Here is a 17,147-nt window from a genome sequence, read left to right as displayed (position 1 = left end):
ATTGGACCGCGTTTGACTATACCAATGTTGAAGATTTGCAGTCCATCTATATCAAAAAATAAATAGCGAATAGCTCAATTTAGGAAATATTGCTTAGAAAATATCCTCATTGAGGCCTAATTATCAGTAAAAAGCCTTAAATCTTCAGATCAAAGGCTTTTTACAAGATATAGGTTAATGGTGCGGAGATCATCTAACCATCCGCTGAATCTCCGCTGTTTCCTTTTAATAATAAACCAGGATTACTGGGTAATGTTCACTGTTCCCATATCGGTGACGGTGCCGTTTGTTACCGAAATGTTGGTTAATGTTTTGATTGCATAGGGGCTAACCGGAACAAATTTCACCTGGTAACTGCCCGCTGCCAGGCCGGGGAAATAATATTTACCGCTGGCATCTGTAGTTGAGCCAATGGTGTCGGCACCCGTAATAGCATATACCTTCGGTGAAGATGCTGCCGGGCTAACCACACCGGTCAGCGCACCCGAAGCGGCAGTGGCAATTGCGCGGATCACTGGTTTGAGGATGTACTTGCCGTTACCGGTAAGTACAACGGATTGCGCGGCGTCAAAGTCCAAACGCATAGTATAGGCAATACCGGCGGTAAGCTTATCATGAACGTTCAGCTTCACGCCGGAGGTCTGGCCGCTTGGCGTGGTCAGGTCATATGATACTCCGGCTACAATCACACGGTTACCGCTGTCGTTCAACACCAGGCGCACCTGCTGGATGGTCCCTGCGGGGATATCCTGGTCGGCCAGCACAGTATCACGGCCCGAACGGAACCGCAGGATATCAACCGCGCCTCCATCCACATTGAGCGTTTGTTCGCCCTTGTCGGTTACAATGATCACACTTTTGATATTCAGGATTACGGCATCAAAAGCGCCGGGTGCATCGGTCATCTTTACGGTCACGTGGGCGGTACCCCCATTATTGGTACTATCCTTTTTACAGGAAAAGAGCATAAGGCTTAGGGCTGCGGTAAATAAAAATAGCTTTTTCATAATTTAAAAAGTTTGTTTAATGAGGGAACAAATCCGCGTATTTTTTGTGTCAATGTGACGATGAATGAGGTGATTGTGTCGACGAACAGGCTCATAGCAGTTTGCAGCAATGCTTTATCATCTTTTGCCGGAAGCCCTGCTCAAATCGGCAGTACTCCTTCATCCGGAGCGGTACTCCAACAAATACTGATATAATTTTAGGCAATAGAAGCCCGCCTTATTACACAATTCGTTCTTCGCAAGAAATTGTCATGCCATGTCCCCATTTGCCAAAGCCGATCGTCATTAGCACAAACAATAAACTATGAAAAGTGCATTACACATTATTTCAAGTACGCGCGGAGCGTTGTCGTACAGCCGGTGCCTCAGCACAGCAATCATTAATAAGCTCATCGATAAAGGTGAAATCGACAAGGTGGTAGAAAGGGATTTAGCCAAAGTACCTCCGCCGTTTTTGGATGAGGCATTGATCTGGGAGTTCTATAAATTTCCGGAGATGATTGACGAGAGAGGGGAAAGATTGCTTAGCTACGCCAACGCTATTTTCAACGAGATGAACGAGGCTGAAATCATTGTCATAAGTACGCCTATGCATAACCTGGGGATCTCTTCTCTTTTAAAAGCCTGGCTCGATCAGTTGGTACGCGTGGGTGTCAGCTACAAGTTTAATGCGGATGGCACAAAAACAGGCTGCCTAACCGGCAAAAAGGTATATTTGGCTATAGCATCCGGCGGAAGACTGGCATATTGGCCCAGGGAGTATGAGTTTATCGAATCATATATAAAAGCAGTATTTAGTGCCTATGCCGGAATTACCGACGTTTGCACCTACAGAGTTGAGGGTACTGCCGAGCCAAATTTCAGAGTCGACTACGAAAGCATTATACAAAACCTTTAGTTACAGATATGAAAGAGTTTATGCTGATTTTCAGGATGAAAGATGTTGAGGACTTTAAGCCGACACCCGAACAGATACAGGAACGACTGAACTGGCTGGCTGGTATTGCCGCTCAAAATAAGCTGGTAGACCATGGCAATTCTCTATTACCGTTTTCGGGAAGTGCGGCAACTATACGGGCTGGTGGCGTAGTGACCGATGGGCCATATACCGAAATTAAGGAGTTTATAGTAGGCTATGTTATTATAAGGGCAGAAACAATTGATGAAGCGATTGAATTGGTTAAAGATAGTCCGATCTTCAAGCTTGGAGGAAACGTTGAAATCAGGGAAGTTTTAAAACGTTAGCGATATTGGAGGCCACGCGATTGAACAATAATACTTTATTGACTGAGCTTTACAGGCAGGAATACCTTAAGATGATTGCTGTGTTGTGCCGCCATTTTGGATTGAAGCATATTGAAATGTCAGAAGATGTCATCGGCGAAACGTTCCTTAAAGCGTCTGAAAGCTGGACCATCGCCGGTGTTCCTGAAAACCCTGTAGCCTGGCTTTATACTGTTGCTCAAAACAAGGCGAAAGATCATTTTAAACGTGCTACGCTTTTTGATACGAAAATTGCAGCCAACATTAAACAGAACACGGCGGAACCGGAACCAGATGTTGAATTCGGGAGTGAGCCTATTGGAGACAGCCAGTTGGCCATGATCTTTGCAGTTTGTGACCCGGGTAATTCTACCGGGAGCCAGATCTGCCTGGCGCTCCGGATCCTTTGCGGTTTTACCATAGAAGAAATCGCCAATGCTTTTTTGACCAGGACAGAGACTATAAAAAAACGCTTGCACCGGGCCAAAACCAGCCTTCGCAACAGCCATTTCCAGATCGGGGTATTAACCGAATCCAATATTAAGTTTCGCTTAGATAACGTACTTAAAACATTGTATCTGTTATTTAATGAAGGTTATTTTTCAAAAACAAATGATCAGCTGATCAGGAATGAACTCTGTGCAGAAGCCATAAGGCTAACACTTATCCTGACAGCAAACCCGTTAACCGATACAACACAAACCAAAGCGCTCCTGGCCCTGATGTGTTACCAAAGCTCGCGGCTTGAAGCACGTACCAACAATAGTGGCGAAATTATTCTTTATGACGAACAGGATCAAAAGCTGTGGAATAAAGATCTCATTGAAAAAGGTAATTACTATTTTGTACAATCCTGTCAGGGTAATCAAGCCTCAAAATATCACCTCGAAGCGGGTATCGCCTATTGGCATACCAAACATGCAGATCGCGATAAGTGGCAACATATTTTGCAACTTTATAATCAGCTTATTTTAATAGAATACTCACCTGTAACCGCATTGAACAGGGCATTTGCCATTGCCAGGGTTTACGGACATGAAAAAGCTATACGGGAGACAGAGAAACTAAAACTGATTGATAGCGATCACTATCACAAATTATTGGGCTATTTGTATGAAACGATAGATGTTGATAAAGCGATTGAGCATTACGGTCAGGCGGCTCAACTAACCGGTGCCAAAACAGTAAAACAGGCTTTGAATAAAAAAATAGAACAATTAAGACGCTGAAGCTGCCATAAGAAAGAAGCCCTTTAAAGGGTTAACGAATAAATACATTCTTTACAATTATCAATCCCTCTTTCTTCTTAAATTAAATACCTGTATTTTAGATAATTAATTTCGCCCGCCCGGGTAGAATTTGCCGGAAGGCGCAAACCAATTTATTAACCGATATTTAATAGAAAAAAAATGGAACAGCAACCTAACCAGCCATCACCCGAAAACATTATGAAAATTGGCACCGGCTTTTGGCCCTCAAAAATCCTTTTAACCGCCGTAAGTTTTCAATTGTTCACCAGGCTTGCCGAAAGGAAAACCATGAAAGCCAACGATATCAAAAACATTTTAGGGTTTAAATGCACCGACAGGAATGTTTATGATTTTTTAGACGCTTTAACCGTGTTAGGCTTTTTAAAGCGTCAAGGCATTTTGGATTCCGCTATTTATTCAAATACGCCGGACACAGATACATTTTTAGATAAAAATAAGCCATCATATATTGGAGGCATCCTCGAAATGATGAACAATCGCTTATATACGTTTTGGGGTAGCCTGGGCGAAGGGCTGCTTACCGGGCTTCCGCAAAACGAAATAAAAAAGAGCGATGACTTTTTTGATTTAATATATTCAGATCCTGAAAAATTGAAAGAGTTTATTAACGCAATGAGTGGCATTCAAATGGGGAACTTTATGGCCTTTGCTCAAAAATTTGATTTTACCAAATATAAAACGCTGATTGATGTAGGCGGTTCGGCAGGGCTGCTTTCATTGATGGTTGCCAGACATAATGCCCATATGCATTGCACCAGTTTTGACCTGCCGCCGGTTGAGCCCGTTACAAACACTACTATCCGGCAATTCGGGCTATCCGACCAGGTAAAAACAGCAAGCGGCGACTTCTTCACTATGCCCATACCCAATGCAGATGTTGTTGTAATGGGAAATATCCTGCATGATTGGGATGAGGAAAATAAAATATCATTAATGAAAAAAGCTTATGACGCGCTCCCCGCCAACGGAGCATTTGTAGCTATCGAAAACATAATAGATGATGAGCGAAAGCAAAATGTTTTTGGAATGATGATGAGTTTGAATATGCTTATTGAAACAGGTACGGGATTTGATTACACATTTGCCGACTTTAACAGGTGGGCAAATATTGCCGGGTTTAAATCAACTTCAATTATTCCATTAACCGGGCCATCAAGCGCGGCAATTGCATACAAATAGGTTGCGTTAATATTGCTATTGGAGGAAAACAGGAAGTTTCGCCGCTTGAGTTCTCATTAAGTCATTGGAGAAAAAGCTTTAAATTGCAATCAGTATTTAAACCCAACATATTAATGAGAGAATTGATAAAAAAATTGTTAGGTGCAGATATTCGCTTACAGCTTAGAAAAATATTTCCATCCAGGATACAAAGAGAGGCCGATAAGGTTGCAAGCGACGAAGCGGAGTTCAGGAGCAGGTTTTATTCAATGTTTATAAAAAGCGGTGATATCTGCTTTGATGTTGGTGCAAATATGGGTAACAGGGTTTTACCCCTGCTGGCCATAGGGGCAAAGGTTGTCGCTGTGGAGCCGCAAGAAAACTGTTACAAATATCTTAAACAAAAGTTTGGTAAAAGGATCGCCGTTGTGGGTAAAGGTCTTGGTGCTGTGGAAACGGTAAAAAAATTTTATGTTTCAAGTACATCCGTATTGTCATCATTTTCAGAAGAATGGATAGATTCTGTTAAGGATGGCCGGTTTGATGGCTACACCTGGGACGAACCTATAAACCTGGAAATAACGACAGCTGATAAACTGATTGAAACATTTGGCCTTCCGTCATTTATAAAAATTGATGTTGAAGGCTATGAGCTGGAAGTGTTGAAAGGGTTAACCCGACCTGTAAAAATGATTAGCTTTGAATATACCGTGCCCGAACAAACGGAACGAGCCATTCAATGCATTGACCAGATCCTTAAATACAACCCCAATATCGAATGCAACTACAGTTCAAATGAAAGCATGCAGTGGGGTATGGAAAAATGGCTGTTACCCGCCGGGATGAAAAGCTTCATTGCGAGTAACGATTTCATAAGTACAGGGTTTGGGGATATTTATGTAAGAACAAAAGTTTAATTAGGTTTTACTTGCGGGGCTTATCTGCTTGATCTCTGAACACCCTTTAAAAAATAGCACGGCTGGCGCCTCCGTCTACCTGAATGGTTGTCCCGCTGATGTATGCTGCCTGGGCAGACGAAAGGAATGCTACCAGGGCTGCAAACTCTTCCGGCTTGCCAATGCGTTTGAGCGGAATACTTTTGGCTTTTTCCTTAATTGCCTCTTCGGGGTCCACGTCCCGGGGCAATGTGTGCCTGATCCGATCTGTCAGAATAAGGCCCGGCGCGATATTATTAACGGTAATTCCATAAACGCCCAATTCGTCAGCGAGCATTTTTGCCATACCAACTACGCCCATACGCATTGCGGTAGACAGTACCGAGTTGGTCAATACGGACTTGACCGAACCACTAACGATATTGATAATACGGCCGCTGCCTGCCGTTTTCATGAACGGTAATACCAACCGGGATGTCCGGACAAAACTGAGCATGTTTTGTTCATAGGCCTGCTGCCATTGTGTGTCGTCAAAGCTCTCAAACTTCCCGAACGGTGGCCCGCCGGCATTATTAACCAATATATCTATCCGCCCATATACGCTGCCCGCCCGATTTATAAACGAAGTCAATTGCCCGCTATCGCTGACGTCTACCGGGAAGCAGGACACTTCATTGCCCGTTTTTGAGCTAATGTCTTCTGCGGCCTCGTTAAGTTCTGCCGCGTTCCGGGAACCGATGATGACTTTCGCGCCTTCTGCTGATAAAGCCATTGCCGAGGCTTTCCCTAATCCTTTACTTGCCGCCAATACAACAGCTACCTTTTGATCTAATCCGAGGTTCATAAGCAAATCTTTTAAGAAACAAATCTCTTGAATTTTTAGCTATATGGCCTGCTGTTCCGAAAAATTGACGGTTCGCCCACAGTCAAACAATTATTCAGGGTTTGCGAAAGATTACAAACATTCCATGTGGATATTGCTTTGATTTGGGGCTGATTTTTCTTTTCAGCTGTTTGCTCTGCTCAGCTTCCTTCTAAACCTTGAAGCCAGGGATTCCAAATCGCGTTTCTCAATGTCTTCGGGCCTATGAAACTGGGATAAAACAAGGGCTCTTGAAAGTTGAATAGTGCCGTTACTTGTTTTAACAACTACCTGGTCACCGCGTTCCGCATGGTTTTTATAATTCCCAATTTGGGGATTAATGCCGGTAACGCGCATCAGTAATTCAACTATAGCATAAAGTGGCAGTTTGTTCTTCGACATACATTTTGCTTATGTTGTTTAATACTAAGTTAAGTATATTTTAACAATTAATAAATATCACGCCTTCTTTGGCCCTTATGAGGCGTGGTGTGATAAGGCCGGCCAAACAAAAATTTATAGCCTAAAACTATCTTCATTCTTTATTGTCATAAATTTACCTTCATGAAAAAACTAACCTTTTTAACCTTATTTGCCCTGCTCAGCAAATTTGGTTTCGCACAAAACTTAAACAGTATGCAGTGGTACAGTAAACCCCAAAAATCATTGATAGAAGGCAGTACGCTGCACATGACCGTTGACCCCGCAACCGACTACTGGCGGGTAACACATTATGGCTTTATCAGGGATAACGGTCCATTTTATTTTACCGAACAGGAAGGCGATTTTGAAGCCAGCGTAAAAATTACCGGGGCCTACAAAGAGCTGTTTCACCAGGCCGGGTTAATGGTAAGGATAGATAACAAAAACTGGATAAAAACCGGAATTGAATATGTTGACGGCGTGCAAAACGTAAGCGCCGTGGTTACCCGCGAAGTTTCAGACTGGTCGGTAGTGCCGAGGCATGACAGCCCCAAATCTGTTTGGCTGAAATTGCTGCGGAAAGGTGATTTCGTAGAGATCAAATATTCGTTCGATGGTGAAAAATATGATATGCTCCGCCTGGCTTACTTCCCGCCCAATGTAAAAGCGATGATAGGAATGGTTGCGGCGGCACCCGGCAAACAAAGCTTTGATGTAACGTTTGAAGATTTTAAGGTGCTGAAGATCGGCAAATAATTTTGTCGGAGGATTGATATAGAACTAAGCCTTTGAACTGAAGTTTGAAGGCTTTTTTATTTTAAAAGTATTATGGTATAAAGAGGAATGAATATCGCTTTCATTACATTTCAACCATTTTTATTATTTTTGCCCCGGTAAACAACCAATCCCTCTATGTGATAAATAATTTCTTTCAGGACAAATAAACAGCGCCGTTACCACAACGTACGCTGTAATTATTCACGCTTAAAGAAAGAAATTATGCTTATTCTGCACGATATCACTTATATACACCCTAACCGTGATCTTTTATTTGCCGGTATAGATCTCGTAGTCAATAAAAATGATAAAATAGCCCTCATAGGCAACAACGGCACGGGGAAATCAACCCTGCTTAAAATATTAGCCGGAAACTTACAACCCGCAAGCGGCGTAGTAAAAACTACTTCTAAGCCATATTATGTGCCCCAGATTTTTGGACAGTACAACGAGTTTAGCATTGCCGAAGCCCTGCAAATAGCCAATAAACTAAACGCCTTAAAGCAGATCCTTGAAGGCAATGTTACCGACGAAAATATGACCCTGCTCAATGACGACTGGGCTATTGAGGAGCGCTGCCAGGAAGCGTTTATCCATTGGCAACTTAGGGATATTGACCTGTCGCAAAAAATGGGAACACTTAGCGGCGGGCAAAAAACGAAAGTATTTTTAGCAGGCATCGCCATTCATCGCCCCGAAATAGTTTTGCTGGATGAGCCGAGCAACCATTTGGATAATTCAAGCAGGGAACTGTTGTATAATTATATCCAATCAACCAATAATACGCTGGTGGTGGTTAGTCACGACCGTACCTTACTCAACTTACTTAATACGGTTTGCGAACTTAGCAAGCGGGGCATAACCGTTTACGGCGGAGATTACGATTTTTATGCCGAACAAAAAATGATGGAGAGCGATGCCCTGAACCAGGATGTAAGAAGCAGGGAGAAAGCGCTCCGCAAGGCTAAGGACACAGAAAGGGAATCGATTGAACGGCAGCAAAAGCTGGATGCCCGCGGTAAAAAGAAACAGGAAAAAGCCGGTGTGCCCACTATCATGATGAAAACGCTTAAAAACAGCGCCGAAAAAAGCACCTCGAAGATGAAGGGTGTCCATGCCGAAAAAACTGATGCTATCGCACAGGAACTAAGCCAGCTACGCACATGGTTGCCGGATATTGATAAAATGAAGATGGGCTTTGACAATTCGGCACTTCATAAAGGGAAGGTACTGATTAGTGCTAAGGACCTCGACTTTGGATACGGGGATCAGCAGCTCTGGAAGTCGCCGTTAAGTTTTCAAATCGCCAGCGGCGAAAGGCTGGTGATCAAAGGAGCAAACGGCTCGGGCAAAACAACGCTGATAAAAATGCTGCTGGGCTCACTGGAACCACAATCGGGCACAATTGAACGCGCGGCGGTTAAAGCCATTTATATCGACCAGGATTATTCACTCATCAATAACAAGCTCAGTGTTTATGAACAGGCGGAAGAATATAATTCGGGCATATTGCAGGAACATGACATCAAAATTCGCCTCAACAGGTTTTTGTTTACTAAGGAGTATTGGGATAAACCGTGCAGCGCCCTGAGCGGTGGCGAAAAAATGCGGCTGATGATCTGTTCGTTAACCATCAGCAACCAGGCACCGGATATGATCATCCTGGATGAGCCCACCAATAACCTCGATATCCAAAACATCGAAATTTTAACAGCAGCTATTAACGATTACCAGGGAACGCTCATCGTTGTATCGCACGATGAATATTTTTTAAAGGAGATACGCGTGGAACGGGAGATTTTGATAGGGTAAAAAGATAGAAAAAAGAGGGGCCACCGGTTTGCTTTGCATACAGCTGGCCTGCTTTTGCTTTTCATTATTTAAAACCCTTTCTTCCTTGTAATTCCCGGCTTTCTGCTTTTCCGCTCTGCAGGTTCGGGAACACCTTCGGCGCCGTAGCTGCGGGCCATTTTGGCTATGCGCTCTTCCATGGTCTCAGTAGTTAGTCTTTCCCGGCCGAGGCTGTCAACCATGATCGGAAAGGCAAAAGGTGTTGGTCGCTCAATCACTTTCAAAATGATATTTTGTGTTTGGATCCGTTGCAAAGCAGCCCTTAGCCTGAACTCTTCTAATTGAAAGGCCAAAGCCTCATTATAGGCCTGGCGTACCAGTAAGTTATCCGGCTCATACTCGCTGAAGACTTCAAACAGCAATGAAGTTGATGCCTGCAAATGTTTATTCTTAACCTGCTGACCCGGATAGCCGGTAAATACCAAGCCACCGATATGTGCTATATCCCTGAAACGGCGGCGGGCCATTTCATTGGCATTTAAACTGTGCTGAATATCATCTATCAGGTTATCTATCGAAAAAAAGCCGGTATCCTCCAATGCTTCCTCAATAGGGATGTCTTCGTCGGTGAGCAATTCAAAGCCATAATCATTCATGGCAATGGAAAAACTGGCAGGTCTTATTTTACTGATGCGATAAGCCAGCAGCGATGCCATGCCTTCGTGCACCAATCGCCCTTCAAAAGGATAAAACAACAAGTGGTGCCCTTCTCTTGATTTAAACGACTCGATCAAAAACTCGTGGCTTTGCGGCAGGTGCGATAATTGCTGCTGCAAATCAAAAAGCGGTTTCAAAGCTTTAACTTCCACATCTTTTTCGATGCCATGCGCCACCTCATCCAGTTTAAGCCTGAACACAGCCGCCAATTGTGATGACAGCGGCATCCGCCCCCCGTTCCAACTCGGGATGATGCCTTTGGTGGAGTTGGATTTTTTAACGTAGGCCGTCATTTCCTTCACGCGCACAAACTCCAAACTACGACCCGCAAACCAAAAGGTATTCCCGGGTTTTAACTTCGATACAAAGGACTCTTCAATAGTACCCAAACTACCACCGCTGAGCCATTTTACGCGGATGCTTAATTCACTGGTAATGGTGCCAATACTCAGCCGGTGGCGCATTGCTACTCTGCGGCTATTTACTTTATACAATCCGTTTTCAACCTCAACTTTTAAAAATTCATCATACTGGGCAAGCGTTTTGCCGCCGCTGGTGATAAAATCAAGTAGCTGACCAAATTCGTTCCTGCTCAGATCAGCAAAGGCATAGGTGGTTTTAACCTCCTCAAACAGTTCGTCGGCGTAAAAACCATCAGACACGGCCAGTGTCACCATGTACTGGATCAGCACATCCATGGTGAGCAGCATCGGATCGCGGCTTTCAAAAATCTTATCCTTAATAGCTTCCTTCAGCGCCGCGCCCTCCAATAACTCGAGCGAGTGCGTGGGTACAAAATAAGCCAGAGATGTCGCTCCCGGATGGTGCCCGCTTCGCCCTGCGCGTTGCATAAAACGGGCAACACCTTTGGGACTGCCAACCTGTACAACGGTATCTACAGGGCGAAAATCAACCCCCAGGTCTAAACTTGAAGTACATACCACCAGTTTTAGCGCTTCGGCATGCAGGGCGGCTTCTACCCAGTTGCGCAGCTCGTTATCCAATGAGCCATGGTGCATAGCCATGATGCCTGCATATTCCGGGTAATTATCCAAAATGGCATGGTACCAGATCTCCGATTGAGAGCGGGTATTGGTAAATATCAGTGTGGTTTTACTTTTGGCAACTATTTCCATCACCTCGGGCAGCAGCTTTAAACCGATATGCCCAGCCCAGGAGTAATTCTCAATATTCTGTGGAATAATAGACCGGATATCCAGCTTCTTCTCCAGGTTAGCGCGCACCATTTTAACCTGTTCCGACGGAAAATCATTCCCTAATAAAACTTCGGCGGCCTGTTCAAGATTGCCAATAGTTGCGGAGATGCCCCAGATTTTCACCCCACCCCAACCCTCCCCGAGGGGGAGGGAGCTTTTTTCTAAATATTGCTTAATGGAATCAATTACCTTTTCAGGATTTTGCAACACTTCATCATTAGTATATCTCAGCACGGTATATCCCTGTGAATTTAAATATGCTGTCCTTTCTTCGTCTAAATGTTGTTGTTCTATGCTGTTATGATATCCTCCATCAACCTCAACAATCAATTTCTTCTCAAGGCAGATAAAATCTGGTATATAATTCAACACAAGATGTTGCCGCCTGAATTTATATCCCGTCCTTTTACCTCTCAATAATTGCCACAAAATATTTTCCGCTTCGGTAGGTTGATGACGCATAAACTTTGCATTATCAATATTTGCCTGCCAGCTCAAAGCATCGGTTGTATGATAGCCGGGATATTTTTCTTTTACTTTAGTATCTAACTTTTCGGCTCCCTCTCCTTTGGAGAGGGTTGGGGTGAGGTGCTTTAATCTGGACAAACCCAGCTCCACCTGCACTCCCCTCTTCGTACCCAATAACTCGTGCCATTCATCAATCACAACCACCTGCAGCTGACTGAACAGTTTAGGATATTCCTTTTGGGCCAGCATGAGGTGCAAGCTTTCCGGCGTGGTGAGCAGCACTTCGGGCAGCTTTTTTTTGAGGGCCTGTTTTTCGGCAGCGGGGGTATCCCCGGTTCGGGTGGCTATACGCCATGGTAAACCAATCTCATCGCAGGCTTCCTGCATGGCTTTGCGGATATCGTTGGTAAGCGCCCTTAAAGGGGTTATCCAAAGCATCAGCAAACCGTTATTTTGTTTTGTTTTATAGGTATCGGGATGTGTGTTGATGAACCCTGCCAGAAAAGGCAGGAACAAGGCAAAAGTTTTACCACTACCTGTGGGAGCATTCAACAAGCCTGAATAACCGCCAAGGTATGCCTCCATCATTTCAGCCTGGAAAGGGAACTGCTCCCAGCTTTTTTCCGTGTACCATTGCTGTATAACCTGTTGGCCTTTGCTTGTCATTATCCTGTTAACAAAATTTTTGTTGTTTGGTTATAGGTGAACCAAACATGCCAACAAAATAACTATTAAATTGGTTATACTCTTATGATCAGAAATAGCTTAATAATCATTTCGATCGCCATATGCCTTTTAGCCTGTGGCAATAACTCAAAAAAAGAAACAACTTTAGCCGATACCAATAAAGTACCTGAAGATACCGAGGGGCAGCATCTCCCGGATAAAAACGACACCACCATTCATCATACTATCGCATCGGATACCGGCACCGTCAATGTCCCCGAATCAGACTGGCTGATAACTCCCGGTAAAGGCATTGGACATATTATTTTAAATGATGATGTTCAAAATGTGATAAAGCAATTGGGCAAGCCTGATAGCTCCGACGCGGCCATGGGCAGTTCATTGATGGTCTGGTTTGCCAAACATGATATTACCCGTTACCGTACCGCTGTTTTTTCGCACCGCAACATGGGCGGTAAGGATGAATCAATAAGTCACATACAAAAGATCCTCATAACATCGCCGCGGTTTAAAACCGGCGAGGGCGTAGGGGTAGGTTCAACCAAACAGGATGTTCAAAAATATTATGCATTAAAGCCAACCTCTACCTATACCAACAATGGCAGCAAGGTGCAGATTTACACCGATCCGGGTAAAGGGATTTCTTTTGAAATAGATAGCAGCGGCCGTTGCGTTGGTGTGGTAGTACATAAAGCCAATGATACTACAATATCTAAACATGCTTAATACGCTATTGTCACGGAACTTATTTCAACCCCTCACGCGCTAAGCACCCTTGCTAAGCAAATCGACTACCTTTCTCGCGGGGTGATGAAACAAGTTACCCATGACAACTTAAAAAATAGCGTCATACTGAGTGATTAAAATCCGTTGGATTCTGAAGGGGAAATGACATCTCAACCACGTCGAGTAACCATCAGGGAAGCCCTGAAAAAAACGTAATGACATGTAAAATATATTTTAGCGGTGTTGCGCGTGGGCCGCGTTAGGGATTGCAGTGTAAAGCCCGGAGCGCGTAGAGGGGTTGCGGGCAGGAAAAGCGAGGACTTGCAACGGAAAGCCCGGGCCGCAGGCAACGCCCATGTTATAAAACTGATCGAAAAAATACACTTAATAATCAACAACTTACGATCACGTCATTATAAGGCACGAAGCAATCTCCGACAGGCAGGTAAAAATCTTTATTCTAAGAACTTACATCGTCGCGCTCTTGGCCGCGCGGGGCCAGTTACTTTTTTCTTGATAAAAAAGTAACCAAAAAATCAAGTCAGCAGGGAGGCTTCTTTTCGCTCAGGCAACCCAATGCCCATCGCCCGGCCTTTGCCCTGCAAAACGGCCAGAACCACGGGCTGCAATTATTTTGCCCCGCTTCGCCCCGCGTGCCCAATGCTTCTGCAAAAACTTGCTATGCCCTTTCCTTCGCTCAGAGCCACCATTGTTCTGCCCGTTTTCGTCCGAAGCTTACCTGCTGACGAAGAACTTGCTTTAAACATGTCATGGGTAGGCCCTAGAAGTATGGCGGGCAGGCCTCTGCACACGAGTCTTCGACGGGCTCAGACTGACAGGCCCTCTTTGTCATCTAATCTTCAGAGTCCACGAATTTAATCACTCAGCATGACCCGTTTTATATAATAAAGAAGGCCTTTCCGAAACGGAAAGACCTTCTTTATTATGATATCGACTATCCTTATTTCTTTTCGGGCATCAATATCAGTTTAATCAAATTTTTACCGCTCAGGTACTTATTGGCGGCATCTTTAGTGCTTTGAGGGGTTATTTGTTCAAGGCTGCTTACATGCCCCAGGATCTGGTCCGGGTTTTCACCGTTTTGCGATGTTGAGGCAAGATATCCCGCCCAGAAAACATTTTGTTTAAGCTGCTGCTGGGTTGAACGGGCTTCTTCGGCAACAAATTTCTGGATATCTGCCGGTAAGGCGCCGTTCTGTTTAATTTTGGCTATCTCCTCCATGGTAGCGTTGATCAGCTTATCCACATTTTCGGGTGCGCAACCAAAAGATATGGTAAAAGTGTAACGGCCTCCCGGAATTTTATGGTAGCCGGCCCTCACTCCGGGAGCATATACACCGCTTTCCTGCTCACGTAACCGTTCAATCAGTTTAATGTTCAGTACTTCTTCCAGCGCATCTACCTGTATATTGTTAGCTTCATTGTAATCATAATCGCCGCTAAAAACCAATTGTACCGTGCTTTTATCACCTACCCCTTTATTCACCGTTTTGGTGATCAAACCTGCAGGCGGCTCAATATTCATGTTTTTATAAGTTTCCTTGCTGTTGGTTGAGGGCAAACCGCCAAGGTAATGTTCCAGGTATGGCTTAATTGTTTCCACGTTAAAATTACCCACCAGGGTAAAGGTAAAACCACTGGCGTCGGCAAAGCGTTTTTTGTAAAAATCGTAAGCTTTATCAAGTGTTGCCGCATTTAACCTTGGTAAGGTAGTTACCATACCACGGAAATTATAGTTACTTAATACAGCCGATACCGTATCCTGGTAAACACTTCCGGGATCAAGCCCGCGGGTACTCAATACCGACCTGGTTTGATCGATGTTGGCATCCCAGATGTCTTTGTCTTTACGGGGCTGGGTGAAGTACAGGTAAATCAGCTGAAGGGCTGTTTCAAAATCGGCGGGCGAAGTATTTCCCGAAATGCCCTGCGCAAACTCACTGATATACGGCGAAATACTCAGGTTTTTGCCGGCCAACTTTTTATCAAGCATGCCCTGGTTAAACTGCGCTATACCGCTACCGCTGATAATAGATGAAGCCAGGTTTGCCGACGTAAATTCATCGTCACTTGCCAGTGATGTACCGCCAAAAGCGTAACCGTTTATCAGGATCTGATCATTACGATATTCAGTAGGTTTTAAGATCACCTTTAAACCATTGCCTAAAGTAAGCGTGGTTGTTCCAAGGGCTTCATCCGTTTCTTCTTTAGCAACTTTAGTACCTTCAGGAACTTTGGCCAGCAGCGGGTCACTTGATACATTATCAATATAGGCAGTTACATTTTGCCCGCCTGTGGCAATCCAGTTCAGCAAGGTTTTCTCGTCGGGCAAATTAGCTTTTTCTTTATCCGGGGCCTGTACTACCACCACACGGTTTTGATCGCTGATAAATTTACCGGCCATAGCATTCATATCGGCCAGGCTTACTTTATAGATATTGCCTATATAAAAATTGTATTCATAGCTGATGCCGGGGATAGCCTCGCCGGTTAAAAAGTTAGCCTGGTATTCACGTACAAAATTTGCCGAAGGGGTTTTATCCCTCTCCCGGTAAGCATTCCCAATACCAACCAGTGCATCCTGCTTAGCACGTTCCAGTTCGGTAAGGGTAAAACCAAATTTGCGGGCGCGTTCAGATTCAGCCACTACGGCTTTAACCGCTTTTTCAAGTTCGCCGGGTTTGGCGACAACCAGTGAAGTATAAGCATCCTGGTCGCCAATAAAATTACCATAGCTGGTACGGCCATATAAAAACGGCGGATTAGGTTTTTGCAGCAACTCGTTTATGCGCGAATTAAGCATCTGGTTAAATAACTGCACCCTTACCTGCTGCATGTAATCGCCGGTAGTTTTAGTAACTGTGCCGGGATGTTTTACTATGATCTGCGCTACAGTGTATGGATACTCGGGGTCAGTTACAATCTTTACCGCGGTACCCGGTGTTGCAGGTACGGAATATTTTGTCCTCGGCTTTTCGGCGGCCGGGTTTTTAAGCTGTGAAAAGTTTTGTTTAATGAGTGCCTCAACACGTTTTGGGTCAAAATCGCCCACGGCAACAACAGCCTGCAAATCGGGGCGATACCAATCCTGGTAAAAAGCTTTGATGGTTTCCGGCTTAAAGTTTTTCAGGATATCTTCCTTTCCTATCGGCAAGCGGAGTGCATACCTTGAGTTGTTAAGCAGTACGGGCAATGTTTGTTGTTGTAAACGTTCCTGGGCATTTTTGCCACGAAGGCGCTCTTCTTCCAAAACAACGCCTCGTTCTTTATCAATTTCGGCAGGATCAAAACTTACATACCCGGCCCAGTTGGCCAGTATATTAAAGCCTTTTTCAAACACGCTGACGGTATCGGTTGGCAGAGGTAATTGATACACGGTTTCGTTAAACGAGGTGTATGCGTTTAAATCGGCGCCAAATTTCACGCCTGCTTTTTGCAGGTAGTCAACCATCTGGTTTTTTGGAAAATCGCGTGTGCCGTTAAAAGCCATGTGCTCGGTAAAATGGGCCAGGCCCTGCTGATCGTCATTTTCCAAAACCGAACCGGCTTTATTAACCAGGTAAAGTTCGGCCCTGCTTTTAGGCTCAACATTGGCACGGATATAATAAGTTAAGCCGTTGGGTAATTTACCAATGATCACATCCTTGTCAACCGGTAATATATCGCTCTTGGCAGCAATGGCCTGGGTGCCCGGTTTATTTTTAGGCGACGGAACAGGTTTCTTTTTTACTTGTGCGAAAGCACTTCCGCCCGAAAGTGTTAAAGCCAATAGGGCCAGCGGAACGTATTTGTTCAGGTTCATTATAAAGTTTAAATAGTCAGGGTACTAAGATGCAAAACGAAAATCTTAGTTACAAAGTATT

13 protein-coding genes are annotated in these 17,147 nt (G+C 44.3%); 8 read left to right on the top strand and 5 right to left on the bottom strand.

Features of this window, described 5'->3' with window-relative positions; translation table 11 throughout:
- Positions 1-242 precede the first annotated feature (242 nt).
- Entirely contained in the window at positions 243-1,007 is a 765-nt protein-coding gene (locus tag MusilaSJ_RS17330) for a DUF4382 domain-containing protein (protein ID WP_274986153.1), read from the bottom strand.
- A gap of 304 nt (positions 1,008-1,311) precedes the next feature.
- Here MusilaSJ_RS17330 and MusilaSJ_RS17325 point away from each other — a divergent pair, with 304 nt between their 5' ends.
- The 5 genes from MusilaSJ_RS17325 (at position 1,312) to MusilaSJ_RS17305 (ending at position 5,616) form a co-directional block, all read left to right on the top strand.
- Positions 1,312-1,905: an FMN-dependent NADH-azoreductase gene (locus MusilaSJ_RS17325; RefSeq protein WP_274986152.1), complete on the top strand. Its 594-nt coding sequence runs from the start codon at positions 1,312-1,314 to the stop codon at positions 1,903-1,905.
- A gap of 8 nt (positions 1,906-1,913) precedes the next feature.
- Entirely contained in the window at positions 1,914-2,252 is a 339-nt protein-coding gene (locus MusilaSJ_RS17320; RefSeq protein WP_274986151.1) for a YciI family protein, read from the top strand.
- Positions 2,253-2,257: 5 nt separating this feature from the next.
- Positions 2,258-3,499, top strand: coding sequence for an RNA polymerase sigma factor (locus MusilaSJ_RS17315; RefSeq protein WP_274986150.1), 1,242 nt, complete (start codon positions 2,258-2,260; stop codon positions 3,497-3,499).
- Positions 3,500-3,679: 180 nt separating this feature from the next.
- The gene (locus tag MusilaSJ_RS17310; protein WP_274986149.1) at positions 3,680-4,720 is read left to right on the top strand and encodes a methyltransferase; all 1,041 of its coding nucleotides are present in this window, start codon (positions 3,680-3,682) and stop codon (positions 4,718-4,720) included.
- 113 nt (positions 4,721-4,833) lie between these two features.
- Complete coding sequence (locus MusilaSJ_RS17305) at positions 4,834-5,616, top strand: FkbM family methyltransferase (protein ID WP_274986148.1); 783 nt, start codon at positions 4,834-4,836, stop codon at positions 5,614-5,616.
- 46 nt (positions 5,617-5,662) lie between these two features.
- Here MusilaSJ_RS17305 and MusilaSJ_RS17300 read toward each other — a convergent pair whose 3' ends face one another.
- Both MusilaSJ_RS17300 and MusilaSJ_RS17295 read right to left on the bottom strand, forming a co-directional pair.
- A complete protein-coding gene (locus tag MusilaSJ_RS17300; RefSeq protein WP_274986147.1) occupies positions 5,663-6,439 on the bottom strand; it encodes an SDR family oxidoreductase in 777 nt (258 codons plus the stop codon).
- Between the two features lie 162 nt (positions 6,440-6,601).
- Positions 6,602-6,859: a hypothetical protein gene (locus MusilaSJ_RS17295; protein ID WP_274986146.1), complete on the bottom strand. Its 258-nt coding sequence runs from the start codon at positions 6,857-6,859 to the stop codon at positions 6,602-6,604.
- A 162-nt stretch (positions 6,860-7,021) separates the two neighbouring features.
- Between MusilaSJ_RS17295 and MusilaSJ_RS17290 the strand changes: the two genes are divergently transcribed.
- Together MusilaSJ_RS17290 and abc-f are read left to right on the top strand one after the other, a co-directional pair.
- Positions 7,022-7,636, top strand: coding sequence for a DUF1349 domain-containing protein (locus MusilaSJ_RS17290; RefSeq protein WP_274986145.1), 615 nt, complete (start codon positions 7,022-7,024; stop codon positions 7,634-7,636).
- Between the two features lie 243 nt (positions 7,637-7,879).
- On the top strand, positions 7,880-9,469 hold the full coding sequence (gene abc-f, locus MusilaSJ_RS17285) for a ribosomal protection-like ABC-F family protein (RefSeq protein ID WP_274986144.1): 1,590 nt from the start codon (positions 7,880-7,882) through the stop codon (positions 9,467-9,469).
- Between the two features lie 68 nt (positions 9,470-9,537).
- On the opposite strand, the gene MusilaSJ_RS17280 is transcribed toward abc-f, so the two are convergent.
- Entirely contained in the window at positions 9,538-12,516 is a 2,979-nt protein-coding gene (locus MusilaSJ_RS17280; protein WP_274986143.1) for a ligase-associated DNA damage response DEXH box helicase, read from the bottom strand.
- 84 nt (positions 12,517-12,600) lie between these two features.
- On the opposite strand from MusilaSJ_RS17280, the gene MusilaSJ_RS17275 reads away from it, so the two are divergent.
- On the top strand, positions 12,601-13,263 hold the full coding sequence (locus tag MusilaSJ_RS17275) for a hypothetical protein (RefSeq protein ID WP_274986142.1): 663 nt from the start codon (positions 12,601-12,603) through the stop codon (positions 13,261-13,263).
- Between the two features lie 961 nt (positions 13,264-14,224).
- Here MusilaSJ_RS17275 and MusilaSJ_RS17270 read toward each other — a convergent pair.
- Positions 14,225-17,086 (bottom strand): M16 family metallopeptidase, encoded by a 2,862-nt coding sequence (locus MusilaSJ_RS17270; RefSeq protein WP_274986141.1) that lies wholly within the window; start codon positions 17,084-17,086, stop codon positions 14,225-14,227.
- Positions 17,087-17,147 lie beyond the last annotated feature (61 nt).

This window comes from Mucilaginibacter sp. SJ (assembly GCF_028993635.1).
GTDB lineage: Bacteria > Bacteroidota > Bacteroidia > Sphingobacteriales > Sphingobacteriaceae > Mucilaginibacter.
The sequence above is the reverse complement of the archived record's forward strand: the minus strand, read 5'-3'. Positions and strand labels throughout refer to the sequence as shown.

What these genes read in the sequence shown, in the direction of transcription:
- MusilaSJ_RS17330 (WP_274986153.1), bottom strand. Translation starts at nt 1,007, where the DNA reads ATGAAAAAGCTATTTTTATTTACCGCAGCCCTAAGCCTTATGCTCTTT.
- MusilaSJ_RS17325 (WP_274986152.1), top strand. Translation starts at nt 1,312, where the DNA reads ATGAAAAGTGCATTACACATTATTTCAAGTACGCGCGGAGCGTTGTCG.
- MusilaSJ_RS17320 (WP_274986151.1), top strand. Translation starts at nt 1,914, where the DNA reads ATGAAAGAGTTTATGCTGATTTTCAGGATGAAAGATGTTGAGGACTTT.
- MusilaSJ_RS17310 (WP_274986149.1), top strand. Translation starts at nt 3,680, where the DNA reads ATGGAACAGCAACCTAACCAGCCATCACCCGAAAACATTATGAAAATT.
- MusilaSJ_RS17305 (WP_274986148.1), top strand. Translation starts at nt 4,834, where the DNA reads ATGAGAGAATTGATAAAAAAATTGTTAGGTGCAGATATTCGCTTACAG.
- MusilaSJ_RS17300 (WP_274986147.1), bottom strand. Translation starts at nt 6,439, where the DNA reads ATGAACCTCGGATTAGATCAAAAGGTAGCTGTTGTATTGGCGGCAAGT.
- MusilaSJ_RS17295 (WP_274986146.1), bottom strand. Translation starts at nt 6,859, where the DNA reads ATGTCGAAGAACAAACTGCCACTTTATGCTATAGTTGAATTACTGATG.
- MusilaSJ_RS17290 (WP_274986145.1), top strand. Translation starts at nt 7,022, where the DNA reads ATGAAAAAACTAACCTTTTTAACCTTATTTGCCCTGCTCAGCAAATTT.
- abc-f (WP_274986144.1), top strand. Translation starts at nt 7,880, where the DNA reads ATGCTTATTCTGCACGATATCACTTATATACACCCTAACCGTGATCTT.
- MusilaSJ_RS17280 (WP_274986143.1), bottom strand. Translation starts at nt 12,516, where the DNA reads ATGACAAGCAAAGGCCAACAGGTTATACAGCAATGGTACACGGAAAAA.
- MusilaSJ_RS17275 (WP_274986142.1), top strand. Translation starts at nt 12,601, where the DNA reads ATGATCAGAAATAGCTTAATAATCATTTCGATCGCCATATGCCTTTTA.
- MusilaSJ_RS17270 (WP_274986141.1), bottom strand. Translation starts at nt 17,086, where the DNA reads ATGAACCTGAACAAATACGTTCCGCTGGCCCTATTGGCTTTAACACTT.